The sequence below is a fragment of the Aeoliella sp. genome, assembly GCF_965227375.1.
GTDB lineage: Bacteria > Planctomycetota > Planctomycetia > Pirellulales > Lacipirellulaceae > Aeoliella.
The window spans coordinates 3,415,182-3,437,642 of record NZ_CBDDFX010000002.1 but is presented as its reverse complement, the minus strand read 5'-3'; the positions used below and the strand labels follow the sequence as shown (position 1 = coordinate 3,437,642).

The 22,461-nt window shown below is 58.5% G+C and carries 17 protein-coding genes and 1 other RNA gene; 14 read left to right on the top strand and 4 right to left on the bottom strand.

Annotated elements, in window-relative coordinates; translation table 11 throughout:
• Positions 1-81: 81 nt before the first annotated feature.
• Together ACQK2L_RS26640 and ACQK2L_RS26635 are read left to right on the top strand one after the other, a co-directional pair.
• On the top strand, positions 82-4,539 hold the full coding sequence (locus ACQK2L_RS26640; RefSeq protein WP_425400088.1) for an AAA family ATPase: 4,458 nt from the start codon (positions 82-84) through the stop codon (positions 4,537-4,539).
• Between the two features lie 16 nt (positions 4,540-4,555).
• Positions 4,556-4,942: a response regulator gene (locus ACQK2L_RS26635; RefSeq protein WP_425401129.1), complete on the top strand. Its 387-nt coding sequence runs from the start codon at positions 4,556-4,558 to the stop codon at positions 4,940-4,942.
• Positions 4,943-4,985: 43 nt separating this feature from the next.
• Here ACQK2L_RS26635 and ACQK2L_RS26630 read toward each other — a convergent pair whose 3' ends face one another.
• The gene (locus tag ACQK2L_RS26630; RefSeq protein ID WP_425400087.1) at positions 4,986-5,717 is read right to left on the bottom strand and encodes a helix-turn-helix domain-containing protein; all 732 of its coding nucleotides are present in this window, start codon (positions 5,715-5,717) and stop codon (positions 4,986-4,988) included.
• A 146-nt stretch (positions 5,718-5,863) separates the two neighbouring features.
• On the opposite strand from ACQK2L_RS26630, the gene ACQK2L_RS26625 reads away from it, so the two are divergent.
• The 8 genes from ACQK2L_RS26625 (at position 5,864) to ACQK2L_RS26590 (ending at position 14,811) form a co-directional block, all read left to right on the top strand.
• Complete coding sequence (locus tag ACQK2L_RS26625; protein ID WP_425400086.1) at positions 5,864-6,811, top strand: dihydrodipicolinate synthase family protein; 948 nt, start codon at positions 5,864-5,866, stop codon at positions 6,809-6,811.
• 9 nt (positions 6,812-6,820) lie between these two features.
• The gene (locus ACQK2L_RS26620) at positions 6,821-7,774 is read left to right on the top strand and encodes a proline racemase family protein (RefSeq protein WP_425400085.1); all 954 of its coding nucleotides are present in this window, start codon (positions 6,821-6,823) and stop codon (positions 7,772-7,774) included.
• Positions 7,771-9,045, top strand: a complete 1,275-nt coding sequence (locus ACQK2L_RS26615) for an NAD(P)/FAD-dependent oxidoreductase (protein WP_425400084.1) — start codon at positions 7,771-7,773, stop codon at positions 9,043-9,045. Before ACQK2L_RS26620 ends, ACQK2L_RS26615 begins: the two co-directional genes overlap by 4 nt.
• Positions 9,046-9,268: 223 nt before the next feature.
• Complete coding sequence (locus ACQK2L_RS26610) at positions 9,269-10,465, top strand: hypothetical protein (RefSeq protein ID WP_425400083.1); 1,197 nt, start codon at positions 9,269-9,271, stop codon at positions 10,463-10,465.
• Positions 10,466-10,468: 3 nt separating this feature from the next.
• The gene (locus ACQK2L_RS26605) at positions 10,469-11,383 is read left to right on the top strand and encodes an N-acetylglucosamine-6-phosphate deacetylase (RefSeq protein WP_425400082.1); all 915 of its coding nucleotides are present in this window, start codon (positions 10,469-10,471) and stop codon (positions 11,381-11,383) included.
• Positions 11,384-11,413: 30 nt separating this feature from the next.
• The gene (locus ACQK2L_RS26600; protein ID WP_425400081.1) at positions 11,414-12,160 is read left to right on the top strand and encodes a glucosamine-6-phosphate deaminase; all 747 of its coding nucleotides are present in this window, start codon (positions 11,414-11,416) and stop codon (positions 12,158-12,160) included.
• Between the two features lie 24 nt (positions 12,161-12,184).
• A complete protein-coding gene (locus ACQK2L_RS26595) occupies positions 12,185-13,186 on the top strand; it encodes a Gfo/Idh/MocA family protein (RefSeq protein WP_425400080.1) in 1,002 nt (333 codons plus the stop codon).
• Positions 13,187-13,545: 359 nt separating this feature from the next.
• Positions 13,546-14,811 (top strand): Nramp family divalent metal transporter, encoded by a 1,266-nt coding sequence (locus ACQK2L_RS26590; protein ID WP_425400079.1) that lies wholly within the window; start codon positions 13,546-13,548, stop codon positions 14,809-14,811.
• A gap of 16 nt (positions 14,812-14,827) precedes the next feature.
• Here the strand turns inward: ACQK2L_RS26590 and ACQK2L_RS26585 are convergent, their stop codons facing one another.
• Positions 14,828-15,265, bottom strand: a complete 438-nt coding sequence (locus ACQK2L_RS26585; protein ID WP_425400078.1) for a hypothetical protein — start codon at positions 15,263-15,265, stop codon at positions 14,828-14,830.
• Positions 15,266-15,430: 165 nt separating this feature from the next.
• Here ACQK2L_RS26585 and ACQK2L_RS26580 point away from each other — a divergent pair, with 165 nt between their 5' ends.
• Both ACQK2L_RS26580 and ACQK2L_RS26575 read left to right on the top strand, forming a co-directional pair.
• The gene (locus tag ACQK2L_RS26580) at positions 15,431-15,979 is read left to right on the top strand and encodes a gamma carbonic anhydrase family protein (protein WP_425400077.1); all 549 of its coding nucleotides are present in this window, start codon (positions 15,431-15,433) and stop codon (positions 15,977-15,979) included.
• Positions 15,980-16,271: 292 nt separating this feature from the next.
• The gene (locus tag ACQK2L_RS26575; RefSeq protein WP_425400076.1) at positions 16,272-16,505 is read left to right on the top strand and encodes a hypothetical protein; all 234 of its coding nucleotides are present in this window, start codon (positions 16,272-16,274) and stop codon (positions 16,503-16,505) included.
• 806 nt (positions 16,506-17,311) lie between these two features.
• Here ACQK2L_RS26575 and ACQK2L_RS26570 read toward each other — a convergent pair.
• Positions 17,312-17,725 (bottom strand): hypothetical protein, encoded by a 414-nt coding sequence (locus ACQK2L_RS26570; protein WP_425400075.1) that lies wholly within the window; start codon positions 17,723-17,725, stop codon positions 17,312-17,314.
• A gap of 530 nt (positions 17,726-18,255) precedes the next feature.
• Between ACQK2L_RS26570 and ACQK2L_RS26565 the strand changes: the two genes are divergently transcribed.
• Together ACQK2L_RS26565 and rnpB are read left to right on the top strand one after the other, a co-directional pair.
• Complete coding sequence (locus tag ACQK2L_RS26565) at positions 18,256-19,380, top strand: acyltransferase family protein (protein ID WP_425400074.1); 1,125 nt, start codon at positions 18,256-18,258, stop codon at positions 19,378-19,380.
• 1,670 nt (positions 19,381-21,050) lie between these two features.
• An RNA gene (rnpB, locus tag ACQK2L_RS26560) (RNase P RNA component class A) lies at positions 21,051-21,481 on the top strand.
• A 95-nt stretch (positions 21,482-21,576) separates the two neighbouring features.
• Here the strand turns inward: rnpB and ACQK2L_RS26555 are convergent.
• Positions 21,577-22,134 carry a hypothetical protein gene (locus ACQK2L_RS26555; protein WP_425400073.1) on the bottom strand — a complete coding sequence of 186 codons (558 nt, stop codon included), beginning with the start codon at positions 22,132-22,134 and terminating at the stop codon, positions 21,577-21,579.
• Between the last annotated feature and the right edge of the window lie 327 nt (positions 22,135-22,461).

Below are 22,461 nucleotides of genomic sequence, written 5' to 3'. Positions count from 1 at the left end.
CAAGGCTTCAAGTTGTGAATCTGAAGGTTATGAACAAGGCGAGTCTGAACAAGGCGATGCCGTACAAGTAAGAGCAAAGAAATGATCAACGCTCCCGAGGTAATAGCTTCTGCTTCGAAGATCGCGCGGCGTAACCGGCTATACGGTCGCGATACGGAAGTGGCACAACTGCTTGAAGCCTTAGAGCGTGTGAATCGAGGCCGTGGAGAAGTCTTGCTCTTGCCTGGCCTTTCGGGAACTGGCAAGACCTCGCTGGCCAACACGCTACGGGAGCCCACCAAGGCGAGGAATGGCTTCTTCCTGGAGGGCAAGTTCAATCAGTACGACCAGAATGTGGCCTACGTTGCGTGGCGACAAGCGTTGGCAGATTTCTGCGAAATCGTCGGTCGCGAGGAAGAAGATGTCCAGCGAAAATGGGCTGAAGTTATCTTGGAGGCTGTTGCGGGGCAGGGGCAACTACTCGTTGACTTGGTGCCGGAGTTTGAGCACCTACTAGGTAAGCAGGCTCCGGTAGACAAGATCAGCCCGCAAGAATCTCGGCATCGTTTCGCCGGCGTGATTCGAGACACGCTTGCGGTCATTTGTAGGCCAGAGCACCCGGTCGTGCTCTTTATCGACGACTGGCAGTGGGCGGACCCCGCTTCCTTGCATCTGTTAACTCAGCTGCAGTTGGACTCGACCTTGCGATACCTTCTGCTGGTTGCATCCTATCGCAGCGACGAGGTTGAACCAGGAGATGCATTCCAGTTGTCATTGGATGAGCTTCGCAGTCAACAGATACCACTCAGCGACACGCGCGTCGACAATCTCTCGGCGGAAGAGCTCGAAAGACTCGTTGGAGACTCTCAGCGAGTGTCGGCCGATGCGGTAAATAAGGTTGCCACCCAGCTTCACTTGGCTACCGGAGGCAATGCATTCTTCGCCCGCGCGCTGCTGGAGTCAATGGAGTCTCGTGAATCGGCTCAAGTTGGTCCGAAGAGCCAATCGCTCTTTGATCTACCCACAGATGTTGTCGACGTGTTCACTCGTCGAATTGATGCGCTCCCCACAAAGACCCAGAGACTTCTGTCGCTGGCCTCGTGCTTGGGGCATCGCTTCGATATCCGCACGCTTTCGATCATCAGCAGGTGCTCGGTAGCGGAGTGCACATCGGCTCTTTCGCCTGCAATGGACCTGGTCGTGGCGATCGGCGACAACGCGACATTGGCTCACAGCATGTCGTGCCGATTCGTGCACGATCGAGTGCAGCAGGCAGCCTACTCACGCATCAAGGTCAACGAGCTCCCCTGGTTGCGTTTGCAGATCGCCCGGCAGATGCTCGCCGAGATGGACGAAGTGGACTTGGACGAGCGAATTTGCGAGCTCGCGGACCACTTTAATGCCGGTGCTACGCTGCTCGAATCGAACTCCGAGATTCTGCGTGGGATTGAGTTGAATGTGGCGGCCGCTCGCAGGGCTCGAGATGCTACGGCGTTCTACTCTGCATTGGAGTTTCATCGTGCGGCGCAGAAACTTCTGCAGGCGGACGACGTACTTCAGCAGTGCTGGGAGGAGCACCACCAACTCGTGTTCGCGCTGTACTTGGAACATGCGGAGACGGAGTTCCTTGAAGGAGATCCAGCAGAAGCCGAGAAACTGATCCGCCATGCGGTGACCAAAGCCCTTACGCCTGTTCAGAAAGCGGAGGCCCTGAACACGCTTGTTGTGCAGCACACGCTGCAAGCGCGATACGCCGACGCGATTTCCACCGGAAGAGAAGCGCTGGCGGCGATTGGCATGCAGTTGCCCATGGAAGATTTCGAGCAAGCTCGCGATGCCGCCATTCAAGAATGCCAGCGACTCATGGAAGGGCGAAGCCTTGCCGATGTAATCGACATGCCGGTTGCAAGCGACGAGGTGATGCAAACCACAGCAAAGGTGCTAATCACGATGGGACCACCAACCTATCGTGCCCACCAGCAGTTGTGGAGTGTCATCGTACCACGAGTCGTGAACTTGACCTTGCAGCATGGCCACATCCCACAAATCGGCTATAGCCACACTGCCCTGGCCGGGCTGCTGGGGTGGGTTTCGAGTGATTTCAAGACTGGCGAAGACTATTGTGAGATCGCCCGTGAGGTAATGACGCCTTCGCTGGCGTCCTCGTCGGACAAGTCCGTCTTCCATCTCATGATGGGAAGCTCGGCTCGGCATTGGTACCGGCACCTGTCGGAGAGCACCGGCGACTACCTAAATGCGATTGAAACGGGGCGCCAGTCCGGCAACCTCCAGTATGCAGCCTACGCAGTTGGCCACAACATGTACTGCCGGTTCTTTCAAGGAACCCGACTGGAAGAGCTAATCGGCGAAACGGAATGCTCATTGACCTTCAGTAGGACACGACGCAATCAATGGGCGACGGACTTGCTTGACGGTGGCCTTCACATCTTCCAGCGATTGCTGCGGCCGGACGAGGCGGTTGATGTCGAAGATAGTTGGGAGTCAGAGTATCTGACGGACGTGGAAGCCCACCATAACCAACAGGTTGCCTGTATCTATCACGTGCTGCGGTCGCAGCAGTGCTTGCTGCAAGGGGATCCAGAAGGAGCGTTTGAATATTCGCAGAAAGCAACTCCACTCATCGCTACGGTCGGAACTCAAGGTCTTCTTCCGTGGCCGGAGTACGTATTTGTTCGTGCGATGTCCATTGGAGTGATGCAGTGTAAGGAGCCCAGTTCTGTCTCCGAGGAACTTCGACATGAAATGCAAAGTCTGACTGAACAGCTTGGCATTTGGGCAACGCAGTGCCCGGAGAACTTTAAGCACAAGCACTTGCTCGTGTCTGCTTCGTGGGCCCGCCTTGAGGAGCGGACGCACGAAGCGATGAATCTCTTGGACGAGGCAATCATATCCGCCCATGAGAACGGATTCACCCAGTGGGAGGGCTTCGCGAACGAACGTGCATCGGAACTCTGGGCTTCGTTGAATCAGGGACGACTGCAGCAAGTCTACTGGCAGCGAGCCTACGACTGCTTCGAGAGCTGGGGGGCTACCAGCAAGACGGACCAGATGGACACCGAGTATCGGGAGAGCATCGCTGCTGCTGTACGCGAGCATACGGAGTCCAGCGAAACCCTGGTCAATGGCTTCGCCGACCGGCACATCAAGCTACTGCAAGACGAAACCTCTCAGTTTGTGGAGGCGCGAAAGCAACTGCAGATGGTCCGAGCTGCCGAAGAGCTAGCCAATGCTGCCGACTCCTTGCGAGTCGATGTCGCGTTGGGACGCCAGAAGGTCTCGAGGTTGCGAGAGCAACGCAACGCCGACCAGGCTCTCAATCAAGAGCTCGAACGTCGGGTTAAAGAGCGTACGATTGCGTTGGAGAGAACTTCTGCGGAACTACAGTTGAGTGAGCGACGCTTTCGCACCACGGTGGAAGCCGCGCCAGTGGGCATCGTGATGATCAATGAACAAGGCACCATTGTTATTGCCAACTCCTCGCTGTGCAGGCTGTTTGGGTACCAAAAAGAAGAGCTGCTTGGCCAGAAAATCGAACTCCTGGTGCCAAAGGAACTCCGGGAAGATCATGTTGGACAGCGTAACGAGTTCTTCAAGAATCCTACTCAGAGGCCGATGGGGGCCGGGCGAGATCTCTACGGTGTGCACAAAGACGGAACGCTGGTCCCTGTCGAGTTAGGACTGACGCCCGCCGTTCTCGACGAGGGGATGGGAGCCATTGGCACGGTCGTAGACCTTACAGCCAGGAAGGAGGCCGAACTCGAGTTGCACCGCCTTGTAGCGGAAGTAAGAAAGTCGAACGAGGAACTCGAACAGTTTGCCTATATTGCTTCGCATGATCTGCAGGAACCACTCCGGAAGATCGCCTCGTATTGTAAGCTCCTTCAAGAAGAGCAGTCCCAGAACCTGGATGAAGAAGGACAGGAGTACCTGGAGGTTGCCATCAACGGTGCGACTCGCCTGCAGAGATTGGTTCGCGACCTCCTGACGTTTTCCCGTATCACCACCCGCGGAAGACCCTTGTCGGCCACCTGCGCGTCCAGTAGCCTAGACGATGCAACGACGAATCTCTCCGTGCTCATTGAGGAAAAGTCTGCGGTTATAACTAAGGATGCGTTGCCAGAAGTGTGGGCGGACGCGGGACAGCTAACGCATCTGTTCCAGAATCTAATTGGCAATGCGATAAAGTATTGCGATCAGGCAGTGCCAGAGATACATGTTGGAGTACGTGATCTCGGCGACACCATTGAGTTTTATGTTCAAGATAACGGGATTGGAATTGAACCGCAGTTTCATGAACAGATCTTCCAGGTGTTTCAACGGCTTCACAACCGCCGTGAATATAGCGGAACAGGCATAGGCTTAGCGCTCTGCAAACGCATTGTAGAACGGTTTGGCGGCCAGATCCGAGTTGATTCTACCCCTGGGGCAGGTAGCACCTTTTACTTTACCACCACCAAAGTCCAACCAGAAACACGACAAGATGCCTCACGACGACACTCTGTTACAGTCGGCGCGCCCCATTGTAATTCTGTTAGTTGATGACGACGATGATGACGTGCGGCTTACACGAAAGGCATTCGAGAACGACCGCGTATTAATTCGTCTTCACCGGGTAGAGGATGGAATACAGGCAATGCAGTTCCTGCGTCGCGAAGGTGACTTCGCTGACGCACCGCGACCGGATTTAATTCTGCTCGACCTCAACATGCCGAGGAAGAGTGGTCGCGAGGTGCTGAAAGAGATCAAAGAAGATCCGCAGTTGCACAGTATCCCGGTTGTTGTTCTTACGACGTCCGATGACGAGAAGGATGTGGCGCGAAGCTACGAGCATCAGGCCAACAGCTACGTCACTAAACCGGTAGACCTCGACCAGTTCCGCGAGGTACTAAAGACGCTGAAGGATTACTGGTTCAGCGTAGTAAGGCTGCCTCCTGCGGATTAGCGTCTCGCGATGGGCGCGACGGATAAGTCTGATTCGTAGTCGTTCATCCGCCAGACACCGCTCGCCGGAAATCCCGTGGCGAGAGTCCCGTGGTACGCGTGAATTGCCGTGTGAAAGCGCTCTGGTCTGCGTAGCCAGCGGCCAATGCAATCTCCGAAATCGGTTTGGTGCTGCTTCGCAGCATTTGTTCGGCGGTACCGATACGGAGTTTCACGAGCCACTGCCTTGTCGAAACGCCGAATACGGCTCGCATGCGGCGGTCGAACTGATACCGCGACATGCCCGCCATGTTGGCCAGCTGCGCAGCGGTGGGAAGATCGTCGACGGATTTCTCCGCCGTGCCGAGCACTTCGGCGATGCTGCGGAACTCGCTGGTTGTCGAATCCGGCAACCTCAAGTCTTGCGATACGCCCCACAACCCGATCGTCTTGCCCGACTTGCCACGCAGTGGCAGCTTGGTGGTCAAACACCAACCAAGGTCGCGCGAAGGCACGCAATGCAATTCGAGGTGGGACACGATGGGTTGTCCTGTTTTCAAAACGGCCTGATCCTGATCTTCGAAGCTCTGCCCGATCGGGGGAGGAAGCACTTCGCTGGCTCTTCGACCAATCAGCGACCGTTTGTCTCGCTGACCACACCGCTCGGCCAGCGTGCGATTCACCAGCACGTACTCACATTGCTGATTCTTAATGAAGTAGACGACATCGGACAACTGATCGAACAGTTCTTCGCCCGTTAGCGGTTGTTGGAGTTGGTCGAGGAACTTGGAGAGCATGGGGATATGGGCCTATATGAGGGGGAAAGGCCAAATTGTGCGCATTTTCAAGTTTCGCGCAGCCGGCGTGTAAATACAAGCAGGCGAGCGTAGACTAAGCTGGTCCGTGGATTGCGAAGTTCTCTGCTGGAAGGAAATCGAAGCGAATGAACGGTGCTGACGTGTTTCGCGGGTGCATGCCCGCCTTGATGACTCCGTGCGACGAAGTGGGCCGGCCGAACTACGAGGAGCTGGTCGCCACTGGCCGATCGTTGATGGACCGCGGCATGAGTGGCGTGATCTACTGTGGTTCGATGGGCGAGTGGCCTTTGCTCACCAACGAGCAGCGCAAGGAAGGTGTGAAGCGGTTGGCCGAAGCGGGCATTCCGGTGGTAGTGGGAACGGGCGCGCAGAACCCGGCGATCGGCGCCGACCTAGCTGCTCACGCCCAGCAGGTCGGCGCGACAGGTTTGATGGTGATTCCCCGCGTGCTTTCGCGCGGTACTTCGCCAACCGCTCAGTTCGCGCACTTTGCTCGCGTGCTGCAGGCTGGTAGCGAGCTTCCGGCGGTGATCTATAACAGTCCCTACTATGGCTTTGAAACCAAAGCCGATTTGTTTTTCCGGTTGCATGATGCGCATCCCAATCTTGTCGGCTTCAAAGAGTTCGGCGGGAGCGACTCGCTCACCTACGCTGCGGAGCACATCACCAGTGGCGACGCGTCGCTGGCGCTAATGGTGGGGGTCGACACGCAAGTGTTCCACGGGTTCGTTCGCTGCGGAGCCGTGGGCGCGATCACCGGCGTCGGCAACGCCTTGCCCACAGAAGTGCTGCGGCTGATGGAACTGTGCCAGCGAGCGGCTACCGGCGACGCCGCCGCCCGACGGCAGGCGCTAGAACTCGAAGGTGCATTGGCCGTGCTGTCGAAATTTGACGAGGGGCCGGACCTGGTGCTGTACTACAAACGGTTGATGGTGCTCGAGGGCCATTCTGCTTATCAACACTCGGTCGATCCGGACGATCGCCTTTCGCCTAGCCAGCAGGCGCAGGTCGACTCGCAGTGGCGGCAGTTCCGCACCTGGTGGCAGTCTTGGTCCGACGCCGCGTCGAGTTAGGAGACCAGCGTGGACGCACTGCAGTTTGTCGATTCACACACGGCCGGCGAGCCGACGCGAGTGATCGTCGCCGGCGGCCCCGATCTTGGCACGCCCGCAAGTCCCGATCGACGGGAATTGCTGCGTACGAAGTTCGACTACCTCCGCACGACAGCCATTCTCGAGCCGCGCGGTGGCGATGTGTTGGTCGGAGCGCTATTAAGCGATCCAGTGGACTCGAGTTGCGCGGCCGCGGTAACGTTCTTCAACAACAAAGGCTACCTTGGCATGTGTGGCCACGGGACGATCGGTGTCGCGGTGACGCTGGCCTATCTGGGCCGCATCGCCGAGGGCCTTTCGCGGATCGAAACGCCTGTGGGAGTCGTGGAGGTGAACCTGCTTTCGCCGAACCGCGTGGAAGTGAAGAACGTGCCAGCCTATCGTTACCGCACCGGTGTCCAAATCGATGTGCCCGGCTTCGGCAGCGTTCGTGGCGACATTGCCTGGGGCGGCAATTGGTTCTTCCTGGCCGAAGCGGCGTCGTTGGCGGTGCGCCCTGAGAACATCAACCAACTGACCACCTGCACGCGCCGCATCATGCACGAGTTGAGCGAGAAGAAGATCACCGGCGAGGGCGGCGGCGAGATCGACCATATCGAACTGATCGGCCCACCTGGCAACGAACGAGCGAACTGCCGTAGCTTCGTGCTCTGCCCTGGCGGAGCGTACGACCGCTCGCCGTGCGGCACCGGCACCAGCGCGAAGCTCGCTTGCCTGGCGGCCGAGGGATTGCTCGAGCCCGGGCAAACCTGGGTGCAGGAAAGCATCGTGGGCAGCCTGTTCGAAGGGCGTTACGAGTGGCACGACAACGGGCGCATCATTCCTACGATCACCGGCGAAGCCTATGTCACCGCGGAGGGGCGGTTGTTGATCGACGCCAACGATCCGTATCGGCACGGCATTCGTATAGGACCGACCACATGACGACGGCTGCGTCCAACGGAAGTGTGATTGTGGTTGGGGGTGGTGTCGTTGGTCTCGCCTGCGCGCACTATCTGCGGCAACTCGACCTGCAGATCACGGTAATCGAACGCGGCGCCATTGGCGGGGCGTGCTCGCTTGGTAACTGTGGCTACATCTGCCCGAGCCATGTGCTGCCGCTAACCGAGCCAGCTGCGATTCGCGTCGCGCTGAAGTCGATGTTCCAGCCGGCGTCGCCGTTTCGCGTGAAGCCCACGCTCAGCCCGACCATGTGGCGCTGGATGCTGGAGTTTGGGCGTCGCTGCACCCATCGCCGAATGATGCAAAGTGCGGTGCATCTACACGCGATCCTGCAATCGTCGATGAGCGAGTATCGCCAGCTCACGGAAGCTGGGCATCTGGAATGCGAATGGAAACCGCTCGGGCTGTTGTATGCGATGCGTTCGCAGCAAGCGATGGACGAGTTTGCGTCGACCGATCGGTTGCTCACAGAGCACTTCGATATCTCAGCCCGCCGAATCGAGGGGCAGGACCTGCCGGAGTTCGACTCCGCCTTGCGAACCGACCTGGCGGGGGCGTACTACTACGAGCACGACGCGCACTTAAATCCCGGTACGCTCACATCGGCTTGGGCCGCCCGCTTGCGCGGGCAGGAGGTGCGATTGGTTGAGGATTGCGAACTGCAGGACGTCGAGACCGATCGTCGGAGAGTGACTCGCCTCCGAACCTCACAGGGAGAAATGTCCGCCGAGACAGTGGTGATCGCCACTGGTGCGTGGAGCCCAAGTTTCTCGAAGTCGCTCGAGTGCCCAATCCCCATCCAACCGGGCAAGGGATACTCGGTCACCACGGCAAGGCCCGATCCCTGCCCTCGGCACCCGATTCTGTTCCCCGAGCACCGCGTCGGCGTGACGCCGTTTGAGAGTGGTTTTCGGATTGGCTCGATGATGGAGTTTGTCGGCTACGACGAAACGATCCCGCCGCGTCGCATCGAACAACTGTTCGCTGCTGCCGACCACTACCTCGTTGGATCGGCCAGTCGCGCCGATGTAAGCGAGTGGTACGGGTGGCGGCCCATGACGTGGGACAGTTTGCCAATCATCGGGCGGACGCCTCGCTTGAGCAATGTGCTGCTGGCCACCGGGCACAACATGTTGGGCGTGAGCCTAGCAACGGCGACCGGCAAACTGATTGCCGAAATCGTCGCCGACAAGCCGACGCATCTAAACATCGCGCCGTACTCGCCTGCAAGATTCTCGCGCAGCACACGCTGATCGGGGTCGCTCGGGTGGTTGAGTGCCATCGATTCGGCCAATGCTTCCCGTCTTTACTGTCGGCTGACACCAGGAATTCAGCACCTGGGCCCGTGGCAACAGCACTTGCTGGACGCAGCGATGGTTTTTCGGTTGTCCTGCAAGTTATACTGTCGCCGGCGTTGCTCGCCGTAGTTGCGCGCTGTGAAGTTTGGTCGCCGTTTAACAAGAAGGAACACACTAGATGAACGCTAAGGTTCTGCTGAGTGTCTCCCTGACGGCTGCCTGCTTCGTGTACGCTGCCGGTGCGACGTTGGCCGAAGAGCTGGATCCCCGCCTGAAGGAGTTCGACATATCGGGCCTGGTGCGGTTCGAGACGCCGCAGCAGGCCGAAGCGGTGCGGCAGCGTATGGTTCGATTCATCTGGCCCAATGGTCTTCCCGCTACGCGGCCCACCGTGGTTCCGCTCGATGGCCATCCCGCGGAGTTGGCCGCCGTGGATCGGTCGCTAGTTAGCAAGGTCGAGCGGTACGACGTCGACGTATCGGGTTTCGATTTCATACAGCACTCGTTTGCTGTGTTTCCCAAGCAGCCAGCGGAAGGCGCGCCGCGACTGGCCGTCGTGCATGGCGGACACATGCCGGAGGGGCCGGAGAACTACTTGATTGGCGGGCTCGACGACACCATCGAGGTGCTGTTGAAGCAAGGCTACGTGGTGGCGGTGGTGCAGATGCCGCTGGTGACGTGGAACGACGACACCGATGGAGTGCTGCCGAGCGGTACGCGCTTCGAAGTGAAGGGTCGCGCTACCAGAGGCCACGATCAACTGATGGCGGTCACCGAGCCGGAGCTCGAAGGTGCGTTCCTGCGGTTCTTCCTGGAAGAGGTCGTGCAAGTCACCAACGAGTTGCTCGCCACGCATGAAGATCCAGAGATTGTGTTGATGATCGGACTTTCTGGCGGCGGATGGACCACGCACTTGTCGGCGGCGGTCGATCCGCGGATCGACGTGTCGATTCCCGTCGCTGGTTCGTTGCCCCTTTACGCGCGACCCTTTAGTCCCGGCAGCAAGGGCGATGCCGAGCAGGAGTACGCGAAGCTGTATCGCGAGGAAGACACCGACGGCGACGGGGTGCTCGACAAGGCTAGCGGCATCGCGTCGTGGCTCGAGATCTACGCGCTGGGAGGAACCTCGCCCGATCCCAAACGCCCTCGGTTGGAAGTGCAGGTGCTCAACTTGTACGACACATGTTGCTTTGGGGGAACGGTCTACAAGACTTATGGCCAGTCGCTTACCGATCGCGTGGCGGCTATCGACACGGGGCGGTGGAGCGTCTACTCCGACGATTCGCATCGCGGCCACGCGATATCGCCCGTGGTGATTCGCAAGGTGCTTCCCAAAGCGATCAAAGAGTGGAAGCAACTGCAAGAGCAGCAATAGGATATGTACTTCGACTTACAAGTAAACGGTTACGCCGGCGTCGATTTCAACGCGGACGAGTTGCGCCTGGACGAACTCCGCGCGGCTTGTGGCGAGTTGGCCGAGCACAACGTGGTGGGCATCCTGGCCACGGTGATCACGGACGACGTGGACGCCATGAGTGCGCGGCTGGCGAACATCGCCGCTGCTTGCGAGCAGGACGAGCTGGTCGCCAGTGTGATTCGCGGAGTGCACATTGAAGGCCCGTTCATCAATCCCGCGACCGGCTACGTTGGTGCCCACCCGAAGTCCGCGGTGCGACCCGCCGATGTCGACTCGATGAACCGTCTGCTGGATGCAGCCGCAGGGCTGACGCGAATCGTGACGCTCGCACCGGAGTGCGATCCGGGACTCCAGGTGACCGGGATGCTAGCGCGGCGGGGCGTTACGGTTTCGGCGGGGCACTGCAATCCCACGGCCGAACAACTGGCCGCAGCGATCGACGCGGGACTGTCGATGTTCACTCACCTGGGCAATGGCTGTCCGCTACAACTGCACCGGCACGATAACATCATTCAGCGGGCGCTCCATTTTTCGGATAAGCTAGCCAATGGATTCATCGCCGATGGGGTGCACGTGCCGTATGTTGCCTTGCGAAACTACTTGGCAGCCGCCGGGCTCGAGCGCGCGTTTGTGGTGACCGATGCGATTTCTGCTGCGGGTCGGGGGCCAGGCGTATTTCAGTTGGGCGAGCAGCAGGTGGTGGTCGACGAGCATCTCGCCACCTGGTCGGCCGATCGCCAGAACCTGGTTGGCTCGGCGTCGACCATGCCCGCGGTGGTGGATCGCCTGCGTGACGAACTGCAACTGAGCGACGACGCAATCCGCCAGCTAACCTACGAGAACCCTCAGAAGGCCATTGGCCTGAAATCAAACTAAATAGAAAGTCAAACCAGGAGGTATAACTCTATGCAAGTGAGCATCTCGCCCGATGCGGCGACCATGGCCAAGGCGGCCGCCCAGCACGGGGCCGAGTTGGTTCGGCAGGCCATCAATGAGCGCGGGCAGGCGAACATCATCGTGGCCACAGGGGCTTCGCAACTCGGTATGCTAAGCAATCTGGTCGCAATGGACGACATCGATTGGCAGTGCGTCACCGGTTTTCACCTCGACGAGTACATTGACTTGCCGTTTCGCCACAAAGGTTCGTTCCGAGGCTACTTGTGGTCGAACTTCGTGAGCCAGTTGCCGGTGCCGCTGCGTGCGTTTCATTATTTGAGCGGCGAGCAGGATGCTCCCCAAGAGTGCAAGAGGGTGGGCGAGATCCTCAAGCAGCACCCGGTGGACGTGGCGTTCGTCGGCATTGGCGAGAACGGCCACCTGGCGTTCAACGATCCGCCAGCCGACTTTGAGACTGAAGAGCCGTACCTGTGCGTGGCCTTGGACGAAGCCTGTCGACAGCAGCAAACCGGCGAAGGTTGGTTCGCGACGCTCGACGACGTGCCAACGCACGCGATTACGATGAGCATCAAGCAGATTCTCAAGACCAACCACATTGTGTGCACCGTGCCCGACGAGCGGAAGGCCCAAGCGGTGCGCAACGCGCTGGAAGGTCCCGTGACTTCCACGGTGCCCGCGTCGATCTTGCAGCAGCACGAAGCGACGACCCTGTTCCTCGATGCGCCCGCCGCATCGCAACTCGAGAAGAGTTACTAAACCCCCTGCAGAGGATCACGAACCATGCAACATCGTTTTCTAACCCGTGTGATGTGCGGCTTGATGGTCGCGCTCGCGGCTGCGTCCATGGCTGCGGCCGAGCCAGTGCGCGTGGGCATCGTTGGCTGCGATACCTCGCATGCGGTCGCTTTCACCAAGCTGTTTAACAATCCGCAGGCCGCCGGCAGCCTGGCCGACATCACCGTGGTCGCCGCCTATCCAGGCGGGAGCGACGATATTGCGTCGAGTCGCGATCGGGTGGAGGGATTTACCAAGCAACTGGCCGACATGGGTGTGGAGATCGTCGATAACATCGAAGACCTGAATCCGCTGTGCGATGCCTTTCTGCTGGAGAGTGTCGATGGTCGGGTGCACCTCGAGCAGTTTCGCAAGATCGCTCACGGCAAGCCGGTATTTATCGACAAGCCGTGCGCTGCATCGCTGGCCGACGCGGTGGCGATCAAGCGGATCGCGGACGAGACCAAGACGCCCTGCTTCTCGAGTTCGGCGCTTCGCTTCAGCGCGCAGATGCAAGAACTCAAGGGCGACAAGTCGGTTGGCAAGCTGAACGGCGCGACCGCCACCTCGCCCTACAAGACCGACCCCACGCACCCCGCTTTGTACTGGTACGGCATTCATGGCGTGGAGTCGCTCTACGCGTTGATGGGCGCGGGGTGCGAGCAAGTGGTGTGCTTCGATGGCGAGAACGAGTGTGTGGCCGTCGGCTTGTGGAGCGATGGGAGATGCGGCACCTTTCGCGGGCTGAAGAACGGTCCCTCGGGGCGCAAGCCGTTCTCCATTACCGCTTACGGCAGCAAGGACATCCGTACGATTGTCGGATTCGATGGTTACCCGCCGCTGGTGGATGAGATAGGTGAATTCTTCTTTTCGCGCAAGCCACCGGTCGACATGAACGAAACGCTGGAACTACTGGCCTTCATGGAAGCGGCCGAAGCGAGCTTGCAGCAAGGGGGCAAGCCTGTGGACGTGCAGCAGTTGTTAGAACAGGCCAAGGCGGCCGAATAGCAGTCGCATTATTTAGGTTGAGCCACAGATTAACACTGATGAAACACGGATTCTCAGTCCTTGGGCCACGGCCAAGTTGCGGTCTCGGTCATGCTCCGAGTAAAGCTACTCTGGTTGCTTGGCCAACCCAGGGCGTCGGTTCTAGCATCCGTGTTCATCCGTGGCTGATTCCATCGGCGCGAACAACGGTGGCGGCATTGTACTCTCTGCTTCCTCTGCGGCCTCCTGTTCAAACGGCTTTGGTTGTGGCTCGGCCGCGCGGGGTTTACCCGTGGCTGAATCAGGTTTTTGCCCACCGAGTCTGTTTTATAGTATTTAGCTCCTTCCATCTTACTTCAATCTAGCATGGCGGCCTGGTAATGAGCGTTTGGGAAAAGGCGAAGCAACTCGGTCTGGCCATCGGGCCGGCGATCATCGTGGCATCGATCGTGCTGGGGCCGGGCAGCGTGCTCACCAGTTCCAAGGTGGGATGCCAGTACGGCTACAGCATGCTGTGGGTGCTGGCGACCGCGGTGATGTTGATGATGGGTATGACCGCGCTGGGCGCCTTCTTGGGCGCGACGACGACCCGCACTCCCTGCCAGTACCTGGCCGACACGCTAGGACGCCCGGCGGCCGTGGTGATTGGAGTGTTGGTGTTCCTGATCGTCGCATGCTTTCAGGCGGGTAACAACGCGGCGGTGATTGCGTCGATTGAAGGAGCCTCTCAAGCATCGAACACGACCAAGCTGATCCTACTGCTTGCACTCAACGGCTTCATTGTCGTCACGCTGCTAGGTTTCCGCCAGATTTACCGGCCGTTGGAGCTGCTGATGATGGTGCTGGTGCTGACCATGTTGGTGGGATTCGGCTTGAACCTGTTTCTTGTTCGCCCTGCACCCTTGGACGTAGTGCGGGGGCTGATTCCCAGCCTGCCCGATACCGCCAAGGGTGATGCCTCGGCAGCCCAGGCGTTGTGGCCGCTACTGGGACTCGTGGCGACTACGTTCTCCGTGGCTGCTGCGTTCTATCAATGCTACCTGGTGCGCGACAAAGGGTGGAGCGTGAGCGAAGTGCGTAAGGGGCTTGGCGACTCCATCATTGGCATCGCGCTGTTGGGCGCTATTTCGTCGATCATCCTCGTCACCAGCGCCGCCGCACTGCACGGCAACGTCGCGCCCAACGAACTGACATCCACTGCAGAAATCGCGCGGCAACTCGAGCCACTGTTTGGCTCCTTCGCGTCGATACTCTTCTCTTGTGGTATCTTCGCCGCGGCGTTTAGCAGTTTTCTGGGGAACGCGCTGTTGGGAGGGACCGTGCTGGCCGATGGACTCGGATGGGGAAGCTCGGTAAACGACGCGTGGTGCAAGCGGCTCACGGTGCTCGCCCTGGCAGTGGGCATGGCGATCGCCTGCTACTCGATGCTCGCCGGCAAGAACGCGGTGAACTTCATTGTGTTTGCCCAGGCGCTGACCGTGATTGGATTTCCACCAGTGGCCGCCCTGATGCTGTGGCTGGGGTTCACTGGCCGCAAACGGGGGCAACGGGTACCGCTGCTATTGTTGATAGTGGGCAGTCTCGGCTTTTGTGTCACATTGGTGCTGGCCGCCCGGACGATCACCAACCTGCTGGCCAGTTCCTAGAGTAGAGAGCGCCGTACTAAGGTGTTGACTCACCTTCGTGATGCGCGGCGACTGCCTCGATCAACGCCCGTACCGAACCGTAGTCCTGGTAAGGATAGTAAGGTCCGATCGGCAGCACGGCATCGAACTCTTCGGGCGCTTGCAAGGCGATCCTCTTGGGGTCGGCGTCGAAGTCGACTTCCACGCACTGCTGGATCTTCGCCGAGTCGGCCGGCCAGTCGTAGGTGCCTGCGGAACTCTCAGGCGGACTCACTTTCTCCAGGTCGTCCCACGAGTCGGGCCACGCGCCGTCGTTCGTGGTGACGTACTGCTTGGTCAGATCCACAACCAGTAGCGTCGCGTGCAGCGTGTTCTCGGCGCGAATCGAAGTGGTCACGCCCTGATACAAGGCGATGGCCCCCAGGGCGAGTACAAACAGGATCGACCCGTACCCAATTCGCAATATCCAACGCATGATGCATCACCGTAAGAAGGTCCGCCTCGCCCCTGTTCCAAAGGCGCGATCTCTAGAAGTATAACGCCATGGGAGCGACTTCCCAACCTCCGCGGCCGTCGCTTGTTCTCCCCTATCGGTTGGCGGATAATCGTCCTTGGAGCAAGACTTTCGGAGAACCAAGCCATGCAGCATCGTACAAGCAGCTTTCGCGGAGTAACGCCGACGCTCGGCGCGCGAGTATACATCGCCCGCAATGCCACGGTGCTGGGCGACGTGGTGCTGGGCGATGACGTTTCGGTGTGGCCCGGCGCGGTGTTGCGGGGCGATATGCACTCGATCCGCGTCGGCCATCGCTCGAACGTGCAGGACAACGCGGTGCTGCACATCACCCACGCCGGCGACTACAATCCCGGAGGCTTCCCGCTGGAAATTGGCGACGACGTGGTGATCGGCCACAGCGCAGTATTGCACGGCTGCAAAATAGGCGACCGCGTGCTAGTCGGCATCGGTGCGATCGTGAACGACGGAGCGGTGGTTGAGCCCGAAGTGATGATCGGCGCAGGCTGCGTCGTCCCGCCCGGCAAACACCTGGAGTCGGGCTACGTGTACGTCGGTAACCCCTGCCGGCAACTCCGCCCGGTGACCGAAAAGGAACGCACGTTCTTCACCTACTCCCCGGCGCACTACGTGGAGTTGAAGAACGAGTATCTGACGCACGAGGCGAATGGATAGTCGTGATTGTTCGCCTGAATACACGATGCGGTGTGGACTCTTAGTGCCAATCGGCGCCGCACTTGAAACACTGCTTGGCAAGTGGCGTTAACAGCGGCAACCCACATTCTGGACAACACTTCTCTGGCTCCATCCGACGTGTGAGTTCAGCAATAAGGCGAGACGCTGCCTTCTGTATCTCGCGATTGGAATCTCTCTCCATACTTTGGAATATCGGGAGATGCGTGAGTAACTCCTCACGAACTTCCGCAGCTGTGGTCAGGTACTCGCAGCCCAGCGAAGTGTCATTGCCATGATGAAAGTGGTATCGGCGGATGCTCTCAGCACTGCTGGATTCGGCGGCAATCCACAAGAACTCAACAACTTGTGCACGATTCAAGGCGATTGGGTCAGCGGCAATTTGGACAATGAATGGTATTGCGCGAAGTGTCGAATCGTAGATACTCCCCTGATGAAGAACCGACGCATGCAACCAGCCAATCGCGTGGGCGGCAACGCGAGGATGGGAGGACGCGAGATGTCGTAGGGCGTAAGGTACGTCGGTAGCTGGTCCATAGGCATGCGATAGGGAGTGCCATGGGACCGACTCCAGGCCTTGTAGTTCGACCAAGACTTCTGGGTTCTGAAAAGCCTGGTGCAGTGGTTGATCTGGCGAGGCCCCTTTCCACCGAGGATCGCGAAACGCCCGGAGGTCTTCTTTTGGCACTACCAAAGATGTGGCGTCGGCCGTTTCAGACTTCCCAGGAGGCAACTTGGGAAATGTCTGTTCGTATAAGTCGGCAAGTCCCACAAATTCATGACCATGACTGTCGGCTGCACTGGAAGCTAGTGCAAGTTGATAGGCTTGCTCGGGATGGGAAGCAGTAACAAGGCGAGGCTCGATGGTGCACCATTCCTTGTTTCTGAATACTAGCACTGCCACAAACGGAAGTTCTTTCGGGAAGCTTCTCTGGTCCATAAGCATATCTCCACATGCACGACTAGACCTTGGTGAGCAATCAGGCTTTCGTTGCCGCCAAACAGTCGGCAGGAGCAGCCATTCTACACCATCTTTGCTTTTTGACGGCGGCCACCAAGGATAGAATCCTGCAAACCACTACTCGACTAGCTGGCGCGAGCGGCTCATTCAACTTCCAAACACGCTCTCAGCCGCGCAACCGCCGTCTGTAGTCACAGAGTTACCCATTGTGGACGAGGAGGACGATGATGGGGGTTGGCGGTCACAACCAACGAAGCAAAGAACGACGACAAAGGCGAGGGACGACTTCGGGCACATAACGTTGCCACTGACGCGCGGGCATTAGGATGTCGCCTCTAGTGGCTTGTTAGGAGCTATATCGTGAAGTACTGAATATACAGGATCAACAGTTCGTTCTCCTTCACGAGATGCAGCTCAATATAATACCCGTTGTTGGTTGCCCGTTTCGACAACACGATCTGCTCTGGTGGCGGGGGCCACCAGTCACACCAGTCGTATGCAAAGTCATTCGGGAACTCAATCGTCTTGAGTGCTGCGATCTGCTTGCTGAGTGACTCTTGCGCATCGCCCGGGATCTGAATCTTGGCGAAGACGAGGGGGTCAATTGGGGGGATGTGCTTGAACGCAAGACCCTCCGACCCATCAGGAAGGGTGATTCCCGATTCCGTCTGGATTTTCGCCATCGCTTCGGAATCGAATGACTTCTCATCGAGACTGTACTCCGTGCGGTCACGGTGGCCGCCGCAGCCGAAGATCGCGATGCACATGGCAAGAATGCAAAGGTGTCTCATCTTCTTGCTCCTAACCACCGCCGTAACCGGGCACGAAGGGAAGGCTGTGATTTCAGATGCCGCGTGAATGAGTGCTCCGGTTCACGGCTTGGTTCTGTCGCTTTGCGGCGACGGTTCCGCGACATTTTGAGCTATAGATTCTCGTTCAGCAAGCCACTACCATCGCCAAAGGAGCTTCCAAGTGGAGTTCATTGAGTTGCTCGAGCGGCATCATATCGAGTATGGCCCGCAGTATGTGTTCGAGCAGGAGCATGTGGGTTAGAGTCGCTGTCGCCGCTCGGCGGCTTTGGAGAATAGCCACACGGCTTCCTGGGACTCGCGTCCCAGGCTATGCGCGGTCGCCACTCCGTGGCTAACGGATTTGCTCGTCGTTAAAGCATCACCTATTGGTAAGGCACTCTCCCCGCGCGGCTGTAGTTTTCTTACACTTCGATTCTCGACCAGCGAGCGGTTACAATGCCAGCCAAATGGTAGCCGGCAGTTTCTTTGCATGGGAGTGGTGAATCGTGTCAGACGAAGCAGTCAAGGTGGAACCCGCGCCCAAGGCAGAACGCCTGATGAGCCTCGATGCGCTGCGGGGCTTCGATATGTTCTGGATCATCGGTGGGGAATCAATCGCGCACGCTGCGGCGAAGCTCACCGGTTGGGCGGGGCTGGTGTGGCTCAGTGGGCAACTCGAGCATCCCGAGTGGCATGGGTTTACGTTTTACGACTTGATCTTCCCGTTGTTCCTGTTCATGGCCGGCGTGTCGATGCCGTACTCTTTCGAGAAACGGCTGGCGCGCGGCGACACCAAGGCGCAACTCTACCGGCACGTCATTATCCGCGGACTGGTTCTGGTACTGCTGGGCTGGGTCTACAGCGGCATCCTCAAGCTGGACTTTGCCAACATGCGTTATCCGAGTGTGCTGGGCCGCATCGGCCTGGCGTACATGCTGGCGGGGCTGGTGTTCTTGAACACCGATCTGCGCGGGCGGCTATGGTGGATTGTGGGACTGCTCGTGGGATACTGGGCCGCGCTGAAGTTCATCCCCGTGCCAGGCTTTGGGGCGGGTGATTTGGAGCCCGGTCACACGCTGACCGACTGGATCGACCACACGCTGCTGCCGGGGCGACTCTACAAGGGCAACCGCGATCCCGAAGGGATCTTGGGGACCGTGCCCGCGGTGGCCACGGCGCTCGCTGGAGGGCTGACCGGTCAGTTTCTCAAGCACTCGCAGGGAAGCGGTTACTTCAAGGCCGGCATGATGGCCCTGATGGGAGTGGTTTGTTTAGGGCTGGGCTGGCTCTGGGACTTTAACTTCCCCATCAACAAGAACCTGTGGTCGAGTTCGTTTGTGCTATGGTGTGCAGGCTGGAGCCTGATCTTCCTGGCCGCGTTCTATCTGGTGATCGACGTCTGGAAATTTCGCCGCTGGGCGTTCTTCTTCGTCGTGATCGGCAGCAACTCCATCCTGATCTACATGGCCCAGCGGTTGATCGACTTCAACTACACCGCGCACTTCCTGCTCGACGGCGTACTCGGGCTGACCGGCGGCTACGAACCACTGCTGTTTGCGATCGGCCTGGTGATGCTGAAGTGGCTGTTTCTGTATCTCATGTACCGCAAGAAGATCTTCCTGCGGGTGTAGAATCTGATCGTAGGGGCGCTGAGTGGTCCGGTCAGGCGGATGACGGAGACAGGCGGAGTGCGGCCGGGTTTGCGTTTTCAAAACTGCTGGGAGATACGGAGGGGATGTATGCCGCGGGGAGTTGCGGGACCGCCGGACCGTGCCTAGGTCGATGTGGCCGAGGCACGTTGGCACGACGCCAATTCCTGCACAGGAGTTTCACGCCGAGAACGGTTCGCTGGTGAGATTGGTTTTGCTAGACTTTCCAAGATGAAGAACAACGGTCCCCTCCTATACGACTATTCGAGCCAATACAAAGTTGACGCCTCCACTGCTGGCAAGCGAGTTCTGAAATTCGGTCGTCGATCGCATTTGTGGCCACTGGTTTTGGTAACACCACTATTTATCTTTTTGGCATACCTCTGCGTTGCCATAATAGTGATGTTCGCTCTTGCAGTTTGGAATGAGCTACCTATCAAAGGGCTGAGTCAAGTCTTTGAAACATTTGTGAGTGGCGTATTTGTGGCTGCATTTGTCGGTCTAGGCCTCTATATTTCCATTGGGCTTTTGTGGGAGATCCTCCAAGAACTATTTAACCGCACCCTTGAGATCGATGAATTATCAAATCGAGTTTCCGTAGGTAATGTGCCATTTGTTAGGACACGAATCGAGATGAACTCGATTGACGGTCTAGAATTGCTGTTAAGTCAACACCATGGATGGTGGTGCTATCTAGTGGTTAGAGTACGCGGACGACGAACTTCACTCCGAATCATGGAAGTTCGGGGAAAGCGGAGTAGCTCGGCTGAGCAAGTTGCAGACGCGTTGCAGCCAGTTGCAGATGATGTCGCACAGCAGCTCGGGTGTGAGCCGCCGGGTCGGAGGGAAATCAGTTCGTGGCAATGCTTATGGATTTGGGGAATATGAGTCAGGCAACCATCCGATTCGCTGGAGTGGCGAATCTATACAGGCTTCATCGTCCTGTGCCATTTCCAGGCGATTCGCAACTGCATTCGGCGTGACACGCCGAGGCACTTCTGGGATGGCTCCGAATCTCCAGCGGTGCCGCTCCCCATCGGTGGGCTTCCAAAAACCCAAGAACTGCCCGGGCCAAATCGTCGTGCGATCGAGAGTCTTTCCACTCCGCCTACCTCACCACGCGGCGGTGCACGGGAAGAACAAAATCGCGTGTGTCAAAAAATCGCCGTTGAATTTGTGCGGGAGTGTGATCCAATGGGGGTGCATGGTGTTATGTACAGGTGTGTGTGAGTAGGTGAGTAGGTGAGTAGGTGAGTCCTCCACTGGCTTGCCCTTCGCGGTCCTGCTCGATTCGCTGCATCTCCAGATTTTGGCGTTTCCGGCTTGTTGGGAAACATAAGTAGCCGGATGACCACGACGTCCGTGATGGCTCAGCGCTGCAGAAAGTCCTTGCGCTCGTTCGGCGGAGCGAACGGCGACTATCGTTTCGTCCCACTGGAGAACATGCGGGGAACAACGCGAGGAGTTTTGTCGTACCCCCCGAATGGTTTGGTCGAGAAAACAAGCGGTTTCGCCACTTGGGTGGGACCAAAACGTCTGGGGTTTTGGGCCAATGGATCGATGTAGGGGACAAAACCCCCGGTTTTGGGCCGATGGATGCAACTTGCGAACAACTGACAACCGATAAGGGTCTACTTACAATTGCAACAGCCAGAGACGACCGGATGGTCGCCGGCTCGGGTCCATTGGACTTGGGCGGGAGGAAAGTCCGGGCGCCAGAGGGCAGGGTGGTGGATAACGTCCACCGGTCGTGAGACCCGGGAAAGTGCCACAGAAAATATACCGCCGGAGGGGCTGTTAGCCGTTGTCCACACGCTGGGCCAATAGCTAACAGCCTCGCCGGTAAGGGTGAAATGGTGCGGTAAGAGCGCACCGCGGGCGAGGTGACTCGCCTGGCAGGGTAAACCCCACCCGGCGCAAGGCCAAACAGAGGGCAGAGTCGGCTCGACTCGTTACGACTCTCGGGTAGGCCGCTGGAGGCGCGAGGCAACTCGCGTCGTAGAGGAATGGCCATCCGTGGCCCAGGTTCTCCTAGTCGGGAACCGGGCCGCGACAGAACCCGGCTTACAGGTCGTCTCTGGCTCTTTTTTAAATTGTTCGGCTTTCAGCGATCAGCTCTCAGCAGTCCACCGCGTGGCCGACTGCTGATCGCTGACCGCTGAATCGCTCGGCCGCCCGCTACCAGTTGGTCTTCAACGGCGAGACGCCATTGGAGCTGGAAGTGAACGGGCTGTTGCTAGCACTTGGGGTGCTTTGCGACGGCTGGGGGGTAGGCGGCGTCGTGCTGACGGCCGGCTGCGTCACAGGCTGAGGAGCCGGAGTGGCACGGCGGCGAGCCGGGGCCGACTTTTCGGCCGGAATCATGTCCTGCTCGACCACCTGCAGCAATTTGGAGATGCAGAGCTTGTTCATGCTGGTCCGCAGGTCGTGAGCCTCGGTACGCAGGTACTCGTGCATGCTCTTGGGCAGGCGGACGGTGATAACGCGAGTGGGCTCGGTATCGGAGTCGTTGGTGCCCTTTTTCTCACGGAGCTTGACCAGGATGCGTTGGATGGCGTCGTATTCGTCCGATTTTTCGAATTCGCACAACTCGTCGAACGTGGGGAAAGCCTTGCGGACAACACCTTCGATGCCCAGTACCTCGCGGAAGAAGGTCACCCAGTCGAGGTCGCGTTCGGCCAATTGGCGAGCGGTGGAGAGGACTTGTTGATAGCGTTCCTGTTTTTCAGTGGTCACGGCACTTGTCTCCTTACGTTTGTGCTTGGGAGCGATTGCGGTCACGGGCCCACACAGACCCGCCAGTTGTGGACATCTTCGTATGCTGTCAAGCCAATGCATGCATCCCGTTGCAATGCTTGCACTTACGACCACAGGCCGGCGGTGCCTAACCTAGTGCACGGCGTGCCCAAAACGTGGGCACGCGGCTGTGCACAAAAAGCGTGCAGCGGTTCTCTGTCCCATCAGCCGAGTGTCCAGTTCGGCGGAGGGCGTGGTAAGTACCAAGAAAATGCTATCAAGACAAGGCCAATCTGAAACTTGAGACATTTTTCCACAGATTCTGAA

Excerpts from the sequence above, each read along its gene's own strand:
- ACQK2L_RS26605 (WP_425400082.1), top strand. The coding sequence starts at position 10,469 with ATGTACTTCGACTTACAAGTAAACGGTTACGCCGGCGTCGATTTCAAC.
- ACQK2L_RS26640 (WP_425400088.1), top strand. The coding sequence starts at position 82 with ATGATCAACGCTCCCGAGGTAATAGCTTCTGCTTCGAAGATCGCGCGG.
- ACQK2L_RS26590 (WP_425400079.1), top strand. The coding sequence starts at position 13,546 with ATGAGCGTTTGGGAAAAGGCGAAGCAACTCGGTCTGGCCATCGGGCCG.
- ACQK2L_RS26575 (WP_425400076.1), top strand. The coding sequence starts at position 16,272 with ATGATGAAAGTGGTATCGGCGGATGCTCTCAGCACTGCTGGATTCGGC.
- ACQK2L_RS26625 (WP_425400086.1), top strand. The coding sequence starts at position 5,864 with ATGAACGGTGCTGACGTGTTTCGCGGGTGCATGCCCGCCTTGATGACT.
- ACQK2L_RS26570 (WP_425400075.1), bottom strand. The coding sequence starts at position 17,725 with ATGTGCATCGCGATCTTCGGCTGCGGCGGCCACCGTGACCGCACGGAG.
- ACQK2L_RS26580 (WP_425400077.1), top strand. The coding sequence starts at position 15,431 with ATGCAGCATCGTACAAGCAGCTTTCGCGGAGTAACGCCGACGCTCGGC.
- ACQK2L_RS26595 (WP_425400080.1), top strand. The coding sequence starts at position 12,185 with ATGCAACATCGTTTTCTAACCCGTGTGATGTGCGGCTTGATGGTCGCG.
- ACQK2L_RS26585 (WP_425400078.1), bottom strand. The coding sequence starts at position 15,265 with ATGCGTTGGATATTGCGAATTGGGTACGGGTCGATCCTGTTTGTACTC.
- ACQK2L_RS26615 (WP_425400084.1), top strand. The coding sequence starts at position 7,771 with ATGACGACGGCTGCGTCCAACGGAAGTGTGATTGTGGTTGGGGGTGGT.
- ACQK2L_RS26610 (WP_425400083.1), top strand. The coding sequence starts at position 9,269 with ATGAACGCTAAGGTTCTGCTGAGTGTCTCCCTGACGGCTGCCTGCTTC.
- ACQK2L_RS26630 (WP_425400087.1), bottom strand. The coding sequence starts at position 5,717 with ATGCTCTCCAAGTTCCTCGACCAACTCCAACAACCGCTAACGGGCGAA.
- ACQK2L_RS26600 (WP_425400081.1), top strand. The coding sequence starts at position 11,414 with ATGCAAGTGAGCATCTCGCCCGATGCGGCGACCATGGCCAAGGCGGCC.